We start from the raw sequence: 16,579 nt of genomic DNA on the forward strand, positions 1-16,579 counted from the left end.
CCCCGGCGGCTTCGGCCGGTCTCCGTCCTGGCTGGCGCGTCCCGCGTGGCGCCCGGCACCGGCTCAAACGCCGTCGCCCACCCCCGCGTTGTCGCCGCTGCCGTGCGACGGACGGGCCCGTGAGACCTCGTGGGCCAAGCCCTGCCGGCTCGCGATGCCGAGCTTGCGCATTGCTCGGGCCACATGCTGTTCCACCGTGCGCGGGGAGAGATACAGCGTGGCCGCGATCTCGCGGTTCGTGAGGCCGGTGGCCGCCAGTTCCGCGACCTCACCCTCGCGTGGGGACATGCGCTCCGCGTAACCCGGCCGACCGGGAGGCCGGCGCGGCGCGGCAGGCCGGTACGCGCGGAGCGTCGCCCGTACGCGCGCCGCGTCCCAGACCGCGCCGAGGGCGGTCAACTCCGCTACGCAGCCCGTGAGTTCCCCGACCGCCTCGTCCACCTCCTCCTCACCGAGCAGAAGCCCGCAACGGCCCGCGCCCTCCGCCATGAGCGCACGCGCGTACGGGTGCGGCAGCCCGGCGTACGCCGCGCCCGCCTCGCGGAAACGCGCCCGCGCCTCCGCCGGCTCGCCGTCCGCCTCCGCCAGCACCGCCCCGCACCAGAGCAGGGCCGCGGTCGCCGACGGGGCGCCCCGCCCGGTCACGCCGGCCGCGAACTCCGCCACCACCCGCCGCGCCGACTCCCGCCGCCCCGCACGCGTATGGGCCTCCACCACCCAGGGAGCCAGTTCGGCGGCCCATACCCAGACGCCCTTCCTGCCGAGCCACGCCCAGGCGGATGTCGCGGCTTCGGCGGCGGACTCCACGTCCTGCCGGGCCAGCAGGAGCCGGATACGGGCGCCCGCCGCAGTCGCCGCCACCGGGGCCTCGCAGGTCTCGTACGACCTGTCCGGCGGGTCGCCCGGCGGGAGCCAGTCCCGTACCGCCGCCCAGTCCCCCTTCGCCAGCGCCAGCAGAGCCAGCACCACCCGGGCATCGCTCGCGCTGCCGTCCTCGGCCACCAGGCCCGTGCACCGTTCCGCCAGACCCACCCAACGCCCGGTCAGCCAGTCCCGGAACAGGGCCGTCCCCCGTCCCACCCGCTCCAGGAACGGCGCCCCGCTCCGCGCCGCCAGTTCGATGCCCTCCGTCAACAGCTCGTCCGCCCGGCGGTGGAGGCCCAGATACACCGCGCCGTTCGCCGTGTTGCACAGTCCCCGCGCCACCTGCTGACGGGCGGCACGGTCCGTGCTGTCACGGGGCAGCCGTTCAACCAGCCGCCAGGCTTCCGGGTCGCCCGTGTTCATCAGCACGATCGCCCGGCAGGCGGCGGTCGCCGTCCGCGCCGCGTGGTCCCCCGACACCTCGGCCGCCGCCTCCGCCCCCTCCAGCCAGGCCACGTTCTCCGCCAGGGAGGCGCCGGGGAAGAACGGGTTCGCCAGCGCCGCCATCGCCAGCGCGGCAAGAGCCGGCCGTCCTGCCTCCGTCAACTCCTCGGCCGCTCCGCGCAGTTCCCTCCGCCCCTCCTCGAAGCGTCTCTTGCGGTTGTGGAGGAGCAGGCCCAGTTCGAGCCGTATCTCGCCCCGGTCGGCGGCGGGCAGCGCCGCGTCCTCGACTATCCCGCGCAGGACCCGCGCCGTCCCGTCCGACCGACGCCCCAGTACCGCACCACGGGCCAGCGTCAGCGCCAGCCGCCCCCGCTTCTCCGGCGGAAGGCCGCCCACCTCCAGCGCCTCTTCCAGCAGCGTCACCGCCGCCTCGTCGTCGTTCACCAGATGCTCCGCGGCCCGCAGCCAGTCCTCCGTACGGCCCCCGCCGCGCCAGTGGCGAGCGATACGGGCCCACGGCACCGGCTCCCGCGCCGCCAGCATCGCCGCCGCCCGGTCGTGGAGCCGCTCCCGCACCGGGCCCGGCAACTCCCCGTACACCGCCGACGCCGCCAGCGGTACGGCGAACCCGTACCGCCCCTCGCTCGTCTCCCGCAGCGCCGAGCTCTCCAGCGCCGCGATCAGCGCCGCCCGGCCGGCCTCCCCGCCGAAACCCGCCACCGCAGCCAGGTCCCCGGCGCCAGCCGGGTCGTCCAGCACCGCCGCCGCCCAGACGATCGGGCGGTACGGCTCCGGCAGCGCGGCGGTCCTGTCGAGTACCAACTCCGCGAGCCGGACCGGCACTCCGACCTCGTCCACGTCCCTGGCGGTGAAGCACTCCCGCCCGGTCCGCCCCGCGTCGCGGTCCCGGTCGGCGGCTGCGTCCCGCAGCATCCGCAACAGGTCCACGAGAACCTGCGGCACCCCGCCGGAACGCTGCCGCAGCCGCGCCACGAACTCCTGCGGACACCGCCGCGCCCCCAGCAACTCCCCCGCCACACCCCGCACCCGCCGCTCGTCCAACGGCTCCAGCCGCCACCGCACGACCGACAGCCGCGCCGGATAATCCACCGCCGCCCCCAACGGCAGCCCGGCTCTGGGCAGTTGTGCGGGCCGGTAGGTCAGCACCGCCGCGAAGGGTGTCGGCGGCGCCCTCAGCAGACCGCGCAGCAGGGCCAGACAGTCGTCGTCCGCGTGGTGGAGGTCCTCTGCGACCAGCAGAACGGGACGAGTTGAGGCAAGCAGCGCCTCAAGGGCCTGGTACGCGGTGAGCCGCACCCCGATCGCAGCCGCGTCCGGCGCCGGCGCCTGTTCCGACCCCTCGCCCGACTCGCGACCCTCGTTCGCAGGCGACCGCACCCCGTCCCCGACTCCCTGCTCGGCCACGGCTACGGCTCCGCCCGAACCCGCACCGGTACCCGCGACACCCGGCCGTCTCCCAGGCACCGCCGAGCTGCCGGCGCGCGGCTCCGGGCCGGGCGGATCGGCGACCACGAAGCCGCCCGACGCCTGAAAGGTCACCACCAGCCGCGCCGCCGCCCGCGCCTGCGGCAACTCCAGCAGACGGTGCACCAGTCTGCTCTTCCCCATACCGGCGTCACCCTCGACCAGCACCAGCGTCGGCTCCCGCCCGGCACCGGCACCGGCACCGGCACCACCGCAAGCACCGGGCAGCGCGGACATCAATCGCCGCTCCCACGCTTGTTCGTGCAAGGCCCACTCCTCACGGTCGTCACGCACTGGTCGCCGAACCGGTCCGTCCGTGGACGGAATCGCGGACAACCTCCCTCCGGTCTTCGCTACCTATCACGCACCGACACGCACAGAACAGACAGCGCCCGGCCAGCTCCGCCTGCCGGATTCCCCCCTCGAACTACCACCCGCCACGGCCGGCCAACGGTGGGGCACCCGGCCGCATGGCGCAGATGTGCGCGAATTTCTGGAACTCGTACGGGCGAATCCCGTTCCACTTTCTGCCCAAGACTCGTCCCCAGATGATTTCGTGGCGAGTTCTGGTCGTTGGTAGGAGCAGTGAAGCGGAAATGCTCCTGCTCGCTCGCGTCCGGATCCGGTGTGCCGCCACTGCGGGACGTGCAGAGCCACTTGCCGGACGGCGACACACCCCCCCACCTCAGTCCTTGGAGCCACCCTGTGCCCGTGCCCACCGACGCGATCACCAGCTCACGCACCCCCCTCTCCGACGCCGCCCTCACCTTCCCGCCCCAGCCCACCGACGGAGGGACGGACGGCGGAAGGGCCGACAACGCCGGTCAGCACACGGAGACGGAGACCGTCGAACACGAACTGACCTTCGGCGGGTTCCGCTACACCTGCCGCATCGCCCGCCAGGGCCGCCTCGACACCGAACCCATCGTCATCCTGGGCGGGTCCTCCCAGGACCGCCACTCATGGCAACGCCACGAGAAGTGGCTCACCCCCCTCAGCTCCGTCATCACCGTCGACCTGCCCGGCTATGGGACCGCCGACTTCCTGCCCGCGAAGTACGGCGTCGACTTCCTCGCCGCCGCGGTACGCCATGTCGTCGACGAACTCCGCGTCCCCCGCCTCAATCTGGTGGCCGCCTGCTACGGCGGAGCCATCGGTGTCCGGTTCGCCCAGCACTACCCTCACCTCCTCCAACGGTTGATGCTCGTCGGAATGACCACCGTCATTCCCGCCGACTACGCGATGGCCATGGAGCGTTGGGACGGCATGATCCGGCGTGGTGAGACGGAGCCCATCGCCCGTGAGCTCGCCGACCGGTTCATGTCGCCTCCCGGCACCGGGCATGTGCGCAAGAAGGCCGCCGTCGCCCGACTCGTCTACCAGCAGATCGCGGCGCAGAACCCCGAACAGTTGCGTATGTCCGCGGAGCACAACTCCCGGCTGATGCGCCACGAGTGGTACCGCCCCGAGCCGGCTCCCGCCATCCCCAGCCTGGTAGTCACGGGTGAGCACGACACCCTGACCACACCCGCCATGGGCCGCACGATGGCCGCCTGCCTGCCGTCGGCCCGGTTCATGACCATCGAGGAGACGGACCACCTCGCCCCGGTGGAACGCATCGCCGACTTCGCGGACCTCATGGCCCGCTTCTGCACCGACCGCCCGTTGGAGGGCCTGCCCTACGCCACCGAGCCGGAGGTATTCGGCGACGTGTGAACCCGCAAGTGACGCCGGCGGCCCTGGCTACAGCTCTGCTACGGCTCCGCTACGGGTCTACGGCGGGCTTCCCCACCCCGGCCCCCACAGCCCTACAGTACGAAGATCGTGCAAGCTGGATGAATCGGGGAATTCATGGCGCTTTTCGGGAACGCACACACGATCAATCCGGCCTCCGCCCAGCAGGACTACGCGCGGCTGCTGGGACAGGGCGAACAGGTGCATGCCGCCTACCAGTTGATCCGGGACAGCATCCTCTTCACCGACCGGAGGCTGATCCTCGTCGACAAGCAGGGGATAACCGGGAAGAAGACCGAGTACCACTCCATTCCGTACCGGAGCATCACGCACTTCGCCGTGGAGACGGCCGGCACCTTCGATCTCGACGCCGAGTTGAAGATCTGGCTCTCCGGTGCCTCGCTGCCGATCCAGAAGACCTTCACCAAGGGTGTCGACATCTACGAAGTGCAGGCCATCCTCACGCAGTTCGTCGCACGGTAGTAAGCGGCCGAGGGCGGGCGGGAGGCTCCGTCAGCGGGCGGCAGGTGGCTCCTTCGGGGTGATCAGCAGCGTCACGGTGCGGTTCCGGGGCGCGTTCGCCTCCGTCGCCGGGAAGGGGCCCCGCCGCTGGTCCGCGCTGACCAGCCGGAAATCCGTCAGCCGCAGGTCGCTGTCCTCCGCCAGGTACCACGCCGCGACCCGGGCGCGTTCCAGCGCGACCACGGAGCCGCCGCTCGGCGCCCCGCCGGGCACGGCGACCGAGTGGCCCACCACAGTGGTCTCCACCCCGGCCACCGCCCCCTCCCCGGACCCGGACTCCAGGTCGGCCAGCCTGCGGCCGATCTCCGTCAGGGCCGTGGCGCCCTCCCGGCTGATCACGGTGTCGTGCGGGAACACCCCCGTGCTGAACACCAGTTGGATGTCGTCGGCGTGCCGCCGGATCTCAACACCTGGCATCGCCAGCCGTTTCGCGACCTCGTCGAGCGTGCTGTCGCGGCGCTCCGCGTCCGCCTTGCTGTCGGATTCAAGTGCCGCCAGGCGCTCCTTGAGTTCGTCGGCGCGTTGCGACTCGGCCCGCAGCCGCTCCGACCCGGTGTCCGCCTCGGTCACCGATCCCGAGGCACGGCCGCCGTCGTCGTCGCCGTTCGAGATCAGCCGGACGGCGCCGCCGACCAGCGCGACTCCCGCCACCGTGGCGGCCAGGGCTCCGGCGATCACCGCGACCCGGCCGGTGTGGACGACCGGGCGGGCGTGCCGGCGCCCCGCGGTGATCTTGGCGAGAGTACGGCGGCCGGCGGCGGCGTCCGGATCGTCGGGCGCGAGCGCCTCCACCCGGGTCCAGCACGCGTCCGCCTCGGGCAGCTCACCGAGTTGGGCGTGCACCTTGGCCCGCAGGTTGAGGGCGGCCACCACGGTCGCCCGCTCAGCCCCGGAAGCACCCCCGGAATCGCCGGAGCCGGGCTTCGCGAAGCTGACCCGCGCCGTGTCCAGGTGGCCGCCCGTGTCCAGTTCGTCCAGCAGCCGGGCGGCCTGGCCGAGGTCGCCCGCGCGCGCCGCCGAGTGCGCCCGGTTCACGGTCAGTTGAAGGCTCAGGGCCCGTGCCCGCACCGAATCGGTCATCTCGCTCACGCCCTGCCCAGCCAGACGACCTTGTCCTGCTCATCCTTCGGAAGCAGCCGGTACAGCCGCTGGTTCACCGCGTCCAGGCCCTGCCGGTCGTTCGCCGCGATGGCCCGGTGCCCTTCCTGGATGAGCGGCCCGGCCTGCCCGGAAGCCCGCAGCATCTCCTGAAGGGTGTAGAAGAGCTTCACCGACCAGTCGGGGCTTCGCCGCTCCAGTTCGAACAGCAGCGACCCCGTCCGGTCGATGAGCCCGCGAACCGCCACCGAGTCCTGTGCGTCGACCGCCTCGTCCGCGCGGCTCTGGATCGCGGCCAGCTCCTGCCGGTCGGCCGTCTCGCCGTGCTGACGCACGAGTTCCTCGGCCTCGGCGAGCGCCGACCGCAGGTCCCGTACGAGACCGGGCAGCCCCACCGCGTCCGCGATGTCGTCCAACTCCGCCTGGAGATCGCGCAGTCGCTCCTCCGCCGTGGCCGCGGCGCCGTTGTCCACGGCCGACGCGTCCACCTGGTCGCGGGCGGTGCCGACGGACCGCTCCTCGTCCAGCTTCCGCAGCCGGCGCTCCGCGTCGGCCGAGCCCGCGTCCGCCACGTAACCGCGCAGCGTCGCCAGCCGTCCCTCCGCCTCATCCAGGATGTCGCGCAGTTCCTCGGGCTCCTTGGCGCGGATGTCGTCCAGGTTGATCTCGGCCTCGAACTGCGCCTGCACCAGCGGCACATCGGCGACCACCGTGACCATGCTGGACGCGTCGACCTCGACGGTCACCTCGACCTCGCTGCCCGCCGGCAGATCGATCCGGATATCACGCGGCCGGATCTCCAGCATGCCCACGCCACGGTTGCGGTCGGCCCGGCTGCGTTCGCCCTGGATGACCGGGATCCGGATCGTCGCGTCGGCCTCGGAGCGGCTCAGGGCCGCCGACGTACGGAACACCTCACGCACGGACGTCGGCAGGGTCGCGCCCTTGCGCAGCATCGGCGCGAAGACTTGCTCGGCGAGCTGGATGCCCAGCGAGTGCGCGAGCCGTACGCCGCCGAACTCCACGTCCCCGTGAGTGATCGACAGGGTGTTGGAGGCGAGTTCGCACCGGGTCCCCGACGGGTCGGTCAGCTCGACGGAGAACTTCGACGTCGTGTGCGGGGTGAGGACCACGTCGGTGATGAAGACGCCCTCCGCGTTCAGCGAGATGGCGCCGGAGTGGAACGGCGGCTGGCCGTCCGGGTTGTTCACGGTCACCGTGTAGCCCGTGAAGTCCGGCCCCGCTCCGGACTCCGCCCCCGACGAGCCGCGTACGCGCCCGCCGACGGTGGGCTGGAGGTTGGTGACGCTGGGCTCGTACGACAGTTCGACGGCGAACTGCCCGGCCGGGACCGGCGCCTTCGACCGCGGGATCCGGACGGTGCTGGCGAAGATCGCCGCGCCACGGGCGACGACCGTCGTCGGGTCGAGGCTGACGTCGAGTTCGATGCCGAGGCCGTGGCGCGGGTCGGCCAGCCGTTCGCGCAGTCCGGGGGAGAGCGTGACACCGCCGACGAGCAGCAGACGGTCGATGTCGTCGGGACCGAGGCCCGCTTCGGCGATCGCGTCACGGCACAGGTTGATGGCCCGGACGTAGAACGGCTCGGCGATCGCGTCGAGTTCGCCGCGTGTCAGCGTGTGTTCGAGGGTGAGGGGGTTCCCGTCGGCGTCGTTGAGGTCGATCAGCATCTCGACCTGGTCCTGCCGGGAAAGATGGATCTTCGCGTCCTCGGCCGCGCGCTTGAGCTTCGCGAAGTTCCTGCGCCACTGCGGGTTGTCCCTGCGCATGTCCGCCAGGCCGAGTTCGGCGGCGGCGGCGGGCACCAGCAGCCGCTCGATCAGCGCCCAGTCGATCAGTTTTCCGCCGAGGAACGGGTCCCCGGCGTGGTTGAGCACCCGCAGGTCGCCGTCGCGCTTGCTGACAAGAGCGGCGTCGAAGGTGCCGCCGCCGAAGTCGAACACCATCCAGTACGCGCGGTCGGTAGCGTCCTGGAAGCCGTACGCGAAGGCCGCCGCCGTCGGCTCCTGAACCAGCGGGCACGCGGAGGTGAATCCGGCCAGCTCGGCGGCCTCGATGGTCGCCTTGTTCTGATTCAGCGCGAAGGCGGCGGGGACGGTGATCACCGCCGACTCGGGCGGGGTGCCGGTGTGGTGCGCGGCATCCGCGCGCAGCGACCGGAGGACCTCGGCGGACAGCTGCGGCGGGCTGAGGGAGGCACCGGCCGTGGCGAAGGTCTTCCGCGAGTCGGCGAGGCCCATCTCCAGCTTGAACTCGGCCGTGGCGTTGGCCGGATCGTGCTCCACACGGTCCCGCGCCTGGCGGCCGACGTGAACCCTGCCCTCCTTGGGAATCCATACCGCCGAGGGTGTGATGTCCCAGCCGTCGTTGTTCTTGATGACGGACACATTGCCGCCTTCGACGACGGCGATGGCGCTGTTGGTCGTACCCAGGTCGATACCGAAGTCGACGGTGTCACGCATGATCGGTCCTCTCGTGGTCCGAGCTGGACGGTGCTTCTGAGGCACGGGCAGGGGCGGATGTGGGGGCGGATACGGGAGCGGGCGCGGGGACGGAGTCCTCGGGCGCCGGCACGGCGTCAGCAGGTTCAGGCGCGGACTCCGTCGCGGGTCCCGACTCCGACACCGGCTCCACCTCGGGTACGGGATCGGGTACGGGCGCGGGCGGAGGCGCCGGCGGAGAGCCGACGATCACCTGGCCCATCTGGATACGGCGGCCGTTGAGATAGATCGTCGGCCTGATGGTTTCCAGGACCGTCTCGGCCGTCAGCGAGGGATCTTCCTCGAAGGTCAGCGCCTCCAGCGAAAGACCGGCGTGGAACGCGTCGCCCTCGTGTTCCTGTACGAGCAGACCCGCCTCGTCCAGCGCCTCGCGGCACGACCGCAGATAGCGGCTGGTCTGCCGCGAGCGCGAAGTCGCCGCCTCGCCTTGGCGGTTGAGCCTGCGCTGCGCGCGCCACAGATTAGTCGCGGCGTCGGCGAGCGCCTTCGCGTCCAGGGGTTGCTCCTCGGCCGGACCGGCCGCGGTTACGGAACCGGCGCCGCCCTCCGAGACACCCCCCGAGTCGGCCCCAGCCCCCGTATCCGCAGCCGTATCCACGGCCGCGGCCGACGCCGCCACCGACGCGAGCAACCGTTCCAGCTCCTCGCGCGACGGTTCGTCCCAGGACAGCGGCGCGATACGGAAAGCCCGGTGGTGCCGGCGCTGTGCGAGGTCCGCCCTGAGCCGGGAGAGCCGCCCGCTCACATCATCACCCCCCGGCGCCACAGCGTGAGCTTGGACAGATAGCGGTCACGCAGGTATGGCGACAAGTTGACGGCCTCCTCCATGAGGTCGGCGGCGCGGTCGAGTTCCCCCGGCGAGCGGGCCAGTGCGAGTGCTTCTTCGGCCAGCCGCCGGGCACGTTCCGTGGGCGGCCTGTTGAGACGTTTGGTGGTGGCTTTGGGCGGCGGCCCGGTGGTCGAAGAGGCCTCGCCGCCAACGGAGTTGGGGCCCGTCGCCCCCTCCTCGTCCCCGCGTCGCGCCGCCTCCGCCGCCTCGGCCACCGCGCCGGCCATGGACTCCGCGCGCTCGCGCAGCGCGTCCGCGAGGAACTGGGCCGTGGCCGGACGGTTCTGCGGATCGATCTCCAGGGTGGCGAGCACGATGCGGTCCAGGTCCGCGTCGACCTCGTCGTTGTAACTGCTCGGCGGGAGCAGCGACCGGTTGAACCGTCCGAACGAGAAGGACGAGAACTCCTCCCCGCCCCCGTGGAACGGAAAGCGGTTGGTCAGCAGCAGATACGCGATCACGCCGACCGACCACACGTCGCTGGCGCACGAATAGCCCTGGTTACGCATCACTTCGGGTGCCATGAAGGCGTACGTCCCCTGGGCACTGGCCAGATGCGTGAACGGATCGGCGCGCTTGGCCAGCCCGAAGTCGCTCACCCGCACGCGCATGCCCGAACCGTCGTAGCCGATCAGTACGTTGGCCAGGGTCACGTCCCGGTGCACGATCGGCGGGTCCTGGGCATGGGCTACGGCGAGACCGCTCGCGATCTGGGTCATCACCTCGGCGACGAGATCCCTGGGGACCATCGACTTGTGTGCCGCGGCGAGGCGTTCGAGGCTGCCGCCCGCGACGTACTCCATCGTGAAGAAGCCCCGCAGTCCCTCGCGGGTGCGCACGGTGTTGGCGTCGAAGAGCCGGACGATGTTGGGATGCCCGAGAGTCGACAGCAGTCTGGCCTCGTCCAGCATCCGCCGCGTCTCCTCCAGGGACGCGACCCGCTTGAACAGCTTCATCGCCTGCCAGCCGAGATACTCGTGGCGCACCCGATGGACCTCGGCGAACGCCCCCTCACCCAGCGGGCGGTCGATCACAAGGGTGTCGCTGACCCTGTCACCACTGACGAGCAGTGTCATGCGGGGTCCGCCTTCCGCCCGCCCGAGCCCGACCCGGGGCCGGAGCCCGTACCACGCCCACCAGATCCCGAGCCCGACCCCGAACCGTCCCCACCCGCGAGCACGTTGAGCCGGTACCCGATCCCCGTCACCGTCTCCAGAATCTTCGGATTCGACGGATCCGCCTCGATACAGCGCCGTACCGCCCTTACGACACCCGCGATGTCGGCCCTGCTGTACGACCGGTGCGGCGCCCACTCCTCGTTCGAGCCCCACAACGCCGTGATCAGCTCGGCGTGTTCACACGCGACGGCCGCGCCGCTCGTGCTGCGCCCCGCCATGTACCGCAGCAACTGATGCCCCTGCGGCCGCAGTCCGGTGATCAGCGTCTCCTCGCCGTCCTCGTTGCGGTACGCCCTCGCGGCGACCCAGTCGTACCGCAGGCACGGCCCCGTATGGCGTACGTCCGAAGGCGAACCGAACGGCGCCGGCCGGGTGGTGTGCGGGTCCAGGAAGGTCAACTCCCAGTACACCGGCTCCCCTTCGGGATCCATGTCGCCCAGGATCAGCACCGTGTCCCCGTGCTGTATGCGCTTGCGCGCCTGGAGCCGCTCTATGGTGTCGCCGTGTCTCAGCAGCGTCCCGTTGACGCTCGCGTTGTCCGTCACCGACCACATGCCGTCGGCGAAGTCGAGGGTGCAGTGCAGCCGTCCGACCCAGCGCTGCGGATCGGGGCCGAGTCCGACATCGGGGGCCCGCTCGGGCACGGCGCGCCCGACGGTGACCGACACGCCGCTCAGCTCGAAGACGGTCTGCGTGCCCTCCGGTGAACTCACCCGCAGAGCAGCCCCCTTGACCCCCACCACCCGTCTCTCCTCCATGGTCATCATCGGTAGTCTCCGGTCGGACGGGCGTGTCGTCACAGCCCGCCGCCCCAGAGGTTGTCACCCACGTAGGACACGGCGCACATCGCGTAGATCGGGGTGCTCAGACCGGTCCACCAGTCCTGGGCGGGATAGACGACGTGCAGCCGCATGGTGCTCGACACGCCTTTCGTCAGATCCTCGCACGCTGCCTCGGCCCGCGCGTAGACAGCTTCGTTGCCCGGCCACGGGGGGCGGTCGTCGACCTCGTACAGGACGGGATACCCCACGATCTCGGCCCAATGAAGCTCTTCGCAGGGCACGATGGGCAGACCGACCGACTCGGCGGAGAGATCCTTCTTGGACTGGACGCACGATCCCACCGGTGCGTTTTCCCGGACGAACTGGCTGAAGGTGTCCATGAGTACCGGTTCGTCCGCTTCCGCGACATTCAGCGGCACCCGGTCCTCCTCCGTCATGGCCTCGTTGTCCGCCCGGTGCACCACACACGTCGTGTACTCGCCGCCCAGCCGGGATCTGACCGCGAGCTCCCAGGCCTCCTTGCCGGGCACCGTGTACGTCACCACCAGTCCTTCCCCCTCCGCGCCGAGCCGAGCGAGCACGAGTTGGCACCGGAAGCGGGAGAGCGCCACCGCCTGCTCCACTCCCGGGTACTTGCCCGTCAGATACCTGGACTCCCTTCCCAGCAGCGACTCGTAGGCCACCACCTCACCCCAGTGGGCGTCGTCGCACGGGACCGTATCCACCTCGCGTGCGCCTACCTCCCAGTCCGACTCCCGTTCTATGCACCCGCCCACCGGATCGTTCTCCTCGGCGTCGGCCGCCGACAGGACGAACGTGCCGGCCCCCGGCCGTGCTCCGCTGTCGCCGCTGTCGTCGTTGTCGAACACCCCCGTGAGCGCTCGCGCGAGGAGGATCAGCAGCACGACGGCCATGACCAGGGCGAACACCTTCCGGCTACGGCCGGGGGTGCCCGGGGTGCCGTAACTGCCCGAGCCGCTCCGTCTGTACGAGCCCGGCCAGTTGCGGAGATCGTCCATCATGCGGTCGATTTCCTCGGTGCCCGCGCCGCCCGCCAACTGGCGTTTGACGTTCAGCAGAAGGCTTCTGGCGAGACTGATGCGGCCGGCCGCGACCAGTTGGTCGACCTGCGTCCTGATCTGGTTGAAGGTCTCCATCATGTTGCGCAGACCGTCGCGGTTCGTCCTGATGGTCTGCTGGGTGACCGGGTCCGTCGCCAACTCGCCCGCCGTACGGAACCACTTGGACGCCTTCAGATTCGCCCCAGGGCCGAGCGCGTCCGTGGCGGCGGTGGCGCAGTTGTTGAGCAGGACCGCGACGTCGTTGCGGGCGGTCGAGGTGCGGCGGTGCCTGGCGTGGGGGACCAGGGCTTCCAGCTGTTTCAGTGCGGGCAGGGCGTGTTCGTACACCTGAGCCGCGGCGCCGTCCCAGTCCCCCCCTTCCAACTGGGACGACGCCCGTTTCGCGGTCGCACGGAGCGACTCGTAGTGAGGCGCGGCGGCCTCTTCCAGCTGGTCTTCGACCAGGCTGGAGGGTACGAGTGGCCAGCCGTGCGCCAGTTTGGTGAGCAGCAGGCGGTCGGCGGTGTTCGGCGCCGTCGACGCGAGCTCGATCAGTGGTTTGACCAGGGTGGCCGGCAGGGCGTCGCGGAGCGTGTCGATCACGGAGTCGTCGAGCTGCCGGTCGTCGAGGACGGCGATACGGTGCCGCACGTGGTCCCAGAAGACCGCGCGGCGCAGCACCTGGCCCCACAACCGCGAGGCGTCTGTCCACAGTTGGGTCGCCTCGGAGTCGCCCCACCCCGCGGACAGGTCGTCGACCGTCAGGTCGAGCGCCGCGCTGTGCGCGCGTACGGCGGCGTCGTGGTCGGTGTGCAGCGACTTGGGGCACTCGCAGGTGGGACCCTGCCCGCTCCCGCTCCCGCTCCCGCTCCCATTCCCGCTTCCGTTCCCATTCCCGCTCCCGCCCGCCGCTCCTTCGGCGTCCCAGAGCCAGAACAGCTCGTCGACCAGCCGGCGGCGCGGGTCGCCGAGTATCCGGTCGAAGGCGCCGCGGACGTCGTCGAGACTGACGGGGAGCGAGTGCCCGAGGTCGACGTCGGCGCCGAGTTCGAGCGCGGGCGTGATGCGCTGCTGCCGCTGTCGTACCGTTCGCCGGTCCGCGTAGGTGGGCAGCCCGGTGATACGGAAAGCGTTCCGCCGGTACATCTGCGGGCCTGCCGCCTCCAGCAGCCCCGCTGTCGTCTCGTCGATCACAGCACGCTCCGAATCGACCATGTCGAGGGTGGTTGTCCCTCTGGAAAGTATGGCGACCCAGGCTGCCGTGCTCCATGGCAACTGAATGGAATTCACATGGGCAACGCCCGCTGTGCCGCGCTCAGTCGTCGTGTACGTGCGTGGACGAGGTGTCCTCCGGCGGCACCGTACGCCCGCCGTCGCGTCCCGAGGCGATCACCGCGACGAGTACGCCGATGATGGCCACGGCCGCCACACGAATCGTCAGCCGCAGCGTCCAGCCGGTCTTCGACCCGCGGTGCGCGCCGGGCGCGGCGAGGCGTTCGGAGCGGCGGGCGGGGCGGAGGAGACGGAGCAGGAAGAGTGCGGCGATGGGGAGTTGGAGGAGCCATACGGTGTTGCGGAAGGCTCCGTCGTACCAGACGTTCGTGCCGTACAGCAGCGTGTGCCACACACTCAGGATGTAGACGACGAGGACGAAGCGGTGCAGGATCCGCCACGTCTTCGGGCCGATGCGGTGGCGTACGTAGAAGAGCAGGCCGAGCGGGATCGCGAGATAGAGGGCCGCCTGGCCGATCGGCATGGCCCAGACACCGGTGCCGGAGTTGTAGCCGCCGGGGATGAACGTCTCCAGGACGGCGCTGCCCAGGCGCGAGGGCCAGGAGTCGGTGTCCTGGTAGACCAACTCGGCGGCGAACAGCAGCGCGTGGGCGACGATGAGCGCGATCGTGTTGAGGCTGGTGGTGCGGTGCAGACGCTCCAGGCGGGGGCCGGAGAGCGGCAGACGGGCCGGGCGCGGGCCGGAGAGGAGCAGGCCGATGATGACGGTGCCCCAGGCCCAGAGGAGCGCGGCCCAGCCGAACGCCTGGCTGAGGTAGTACATCCAGAATTCGCTCGTGTCCGCCATGAACGGCATGACCGTCAGGGTGGACGACGCCTCCGACTCGATCCGCACGTAGAGGATGACGAAGACGGCGGCCGTCACCAGGAGGGCGACCGTGCCGTCGAGCCAGCTCGCCCGGAGGTCCGAGCGGAGGGTGACCCGGGGCGTGGCGGTGGCGTGGCCGGTGGCGGCGGGCGAGGCCGGGGTCGTCGTCTCTGCGTCGGGCGCATCAGGCGCGTCGGGCGCTTGGGGCGCGTCCTTCGCGTCGGGCGTCGCGGGCTCTGGGGGCGGATTCATCGGGCGGTCTCCGGTTCCGTCATCTGCCGTCGTACGGACTGGTGCACGGTCGTACAGTTGGAGGTGTCGGTGAGCCGGGCCGAGAAGTTCCCGAGCACTTCATGTGAGCTGGATCACACCAACTCCTTGTCCCCGCAAAGCGCCTGAACATCCGATGTATACCCATCAGGTGGCCTTTCGCGACAGCCGTGTCACGCTGGCACCATGACGGCCATGGGAGCCGGACCCGCACTCCGCCTCGCGCGCACCGCGGTCTTCGCCGCCGTGTGCGTCCTGGTGTCCGGGCTCGGCCACGCCCTGTCGTCCGGTGGCCCGCTGCCACCGCGCGTGCTCGCCATCGCCTTCCTGCCGGTGTGCGGCGCGGGCTGGCTGCTGTCCGGGAAGGAACGCGGCGGCGCCGTGATCGTCGGCGCGAGTGCCGCCGGACAGCTGCTGCTGCACGCGGTGTTCAGCGGTCTGCATCCCGGTCCGCGCGGCGACCACGCCGGACATGGCAGCCATAAGGACGGCGGGACGGCCGGGGGCGGCGGCGAGTTGTCGCACGATGCCGTCGGTGAACTCCTCGGTCTGAACGGGCTGACCGGGCTGCTCGACAGCTCCGGCCTCACCTCGGGCATGCTCGGCGCGCACCTGCTCGCCGGCCTCGTCTGCGGCCTGTGGCTGTGGCGCGGCGACCGCGCCTTCGTACAACTGGTGTGCGTTCTTGAGCTGTTCGTGTACGACGTCCGCGACGTGTTCGAGCGGCTGCGCTTCGCCCACGCGGTACTCAGCGGCTGCCGGCCGGCGTATCAGCCGCTGCTCGCGGCCCCCGTCGCGTACCCGCCGGTCCGGCCACCGGCCCAACTCCCGGCCCTGCACGTCGTGTCGCGGCGCGGGCCGCCACTCCTCGCGTTCTGAGCGCTTCTCCGCTCCTCACCTTCACCGCTCTGACTCCACGGGCCGCCCACACGGCCCGGACGCGAAGGACTTCCCGTGATACCTGCTGCCCTGCGCACACCTGTGCCCGGACACATCACCTCCAGACCCGTCACTCCCAGACCGGTCGCCCCCGGACGCACAACACCCGGACTCACAACGCCCAAACACATACCCCCCACCCGCATACATCCGACGACCGGCAGAAGCGCACGCGCCGACGATTCCGAGATCACCGCGTGGGCACTGGCCGCAGGTCTCGGTGACCGGCGGGCGGCCGAACTCTTCGTACAGGCCACGTATGACGACGTACGCCGCTTCGTCGCGCACCTCAGCGCCGACGTGCGCGGAGCGGACGACCTCACCCAGGAGACGTATCTGCGGGCGCTGGCGAGCCTCGCGCGGTTCGCGGGGCGGTCCTGCGCGCGTGTGTGGCTGCTGGCCATCGCGCGCCGGGTGGTCGTCGACCGGTACAGGCGGGCGGCCGTACGGCCCCGGATCGCCGACACCACGGACTGGGTGACCGTCGCGGACCGGGCTCAGCCACGGCATCTGCCGGGTTTCGAGGAGTCGGTGGCGCTCGCGGACGCCCTGGGCGCGATGGAGCCGGGGCGGCGGCAGGCGTTCGTACTGACCCGGCTCGTCGGGCTCTCGTACGCGGAGGCCGCCGACGCCCTGGGCTGCCCCGTCGGGACGATACGGTCCCGCGTCGCCCGCGCCCGGCGGGATCTCGCGGAGGTCTGGCAGCCGGAGGGCGGGGACGCGGCGGTCACGGCCGTCCCCGTGTGACGCGGC

12 protein-coding genes are annotated in these 16,579 nt (G+C 71.3%); 4 read left to right on the plus strand and 8 right to left on the minus strand.

Features of this window, described 5'->3' with window-relative positions; all coding sequences use genetic code 11:
* Window positions 1–63: 63 nt before the first annotated feature.
* Complete coding sequence (locus OIE74_RS17740) at window positions 64–3,060, minus strand: helix-turn-helix transcriptional regulator (protein WP_329384458.1); 2,997 nt, start codon at window positions 3,058–3,060, stop codon at window positions 64–66.
* A gap of 444 nt (window positions 3,061–3,504) precedes the next feature.
* Here OIE74_RS17740 and OIE74_RS17745 point away from each other — a divergent pair, with 444 nt between their 5' ends.
* Both OIE74_RS17745 and OIE74_RS17750 read left to right on the plus strand, forming a co-directional pair.
* On the plus strand, window positions 3,505–4,509 hold the full coding sequence (locus OIE74_RS17745) for an alpha/beta fold hydrolase (protein WP_329384461.1): 1,005 nt from the start codon (window positions 3,505–3,507) through the stop codon (window positions 4,507–4,509).
* A 135-nt stretch (window positions 4,510–4,644) separates the two neighbouring features.
* Entirely contained in the window at window positions 4,645–5,010 is a 366-nt protein-coding gene (locus OIE74_RS17750; RefSeq protein ID WP_329384464.1) for a PH domain-containing protein, read from the plus strand.
* Window positions 5,011–5,040: 30 nt separating this feature from the next.
* On the opposite strand, the gene OIE74_RS17755 is transcribed toward OIE74_RS17750, so the two are convergent.
* The 7 genes from OIE74_RS17755 to OIE74_RS17785 all read right to left on the minus strand — a co-directional run bounded on the left by OIE74_RS17755 (window position 5,041) and on the right by OIE74_RS17785 (window position 14,869).
* Window positions 5,041–6,129: a hypothetical protein gene (locus OIE74_RS17755; protein WP_329384467.1), complete on the minus strand. Its 1,089-nt coding sequence runs from the start codon at window positions 6,127–6,129 to the stop codon at window positions 5,041–5,043.
* 5 nt (window positions 6,130–6,134) lie between these two features.
* Window positions 6,135–8,627 (minus strand): Hsp70 family protein, encoded by a 2,493-nt coding sequence (locus OIE74_RS17760; RefSeq protein WP_329384470.1) that lies wholly within the window; start codon window positions 8,625–8,627, stop codon window positions 6,135–6,137.
* On the minus strand, window positions 8,620–9,411 hold the full coding sequence (locus tag OIE74_RS17765; RefSeq protein ID WP_329384473.1) for an SPOR domain-containing protein: 792 nt from the start codon (window positions 9,409–9,411) through the stop codon (window positions 8,620–8,622). The genes OIE74_RS17760 and OIE74_RS17765 overlap by 8 nt, the downstream gene beginning before the upstream one ends.
* On the minus strand, window positions 9,408–10,571 hold the full coding sequence (locus tag OIE74_RS17770; RefSeq protein ID WP_329384475.1) for a serine/threonine-protein kinase: 1,164 nt from the start codon (window positions 10,569–10,571) through the stop codon (window positions 9,408–9,410). Before OIE74_RS17770 ends, OIE74_RS17765 begins: the two co-directional genes overlap by 4 nt.
* Window positions 10,568–11,437: an FHA domain-containing protein gene (locus OIE74_RS17775; protein ID WP_329384478.1), complete on the minus strand. Its 870-nt coding sequence runs from the start codon at window positions 11,435–11,437 to the stop codon at window positions 10,568–10,570. The genes OIE74_RS17770 and OIE74_RS17775 overlap by 4 nt, the downstream gene beginning before the upstream one ends.
* Before the next feature lie 32 nt (window positions 11,438–11,469).
* Entirely contained in the window at window positions 11,470–13,731 is a 2,262-nt protein-coding gene (locus OIE74_RS17780; protein WP_329384481.1) for a septum formation family protein, read from the minus strand.
* A 100-nt stretch (window positions 13,732–13,831) separates the two neighbouring features.
* On the minus strand, window positions 13,832–14,869 hold the full coding sequence (locus tag OIE74_RS17785; protein WP_329384484.1) for a ferric reductase-like transmembrane domain-containing protein: 1,038 nt from the start codon (window positions 14,867–14,869) through the stop codon (window positions 13,832–13,834).
* A gap of 204 nt (window positions 14,870–15,073) precedes the next feature.
* Between OIE74_RS17785 and OIE74_RS17790 the strand changes: the two genes are divergently transcribed.
* Window positions 15,074–15,766, plus strand: coding sequence for a hypothetical protein (locus tag OIE74_RS17790; RefSeq protein WP_329384487.1), 693 nt, complete (start codon window positions 15,074–15,076; stop codon window positions 15,764–15,766).
* 189 nt (window positions 15,767–15,955) lie between these two features.
* A complete protein-coding gene (locus OIE74_RS17795) occupies window positions 15,956–16,573 on the plus strand; it encodes a sigma-70 family RNA polymerase sigma factor (RefSeq protein ID WP_443076359.1) in 618 nt (205 codons plus the stop codon).
* The last annotated feature ends 6 nt before the right edge of the window (window positions 16,574–16,579 follow it).

This window comes from Streptomyces sp. NBC_01716 (genome assembly GCF_036248275.1).
Taxonomy (GTDB): domain Bacteria; phylum Actinomycetota; class Actinomycetes; order Streptomycetales; family Streptomycetaceae; genus Streptomyces.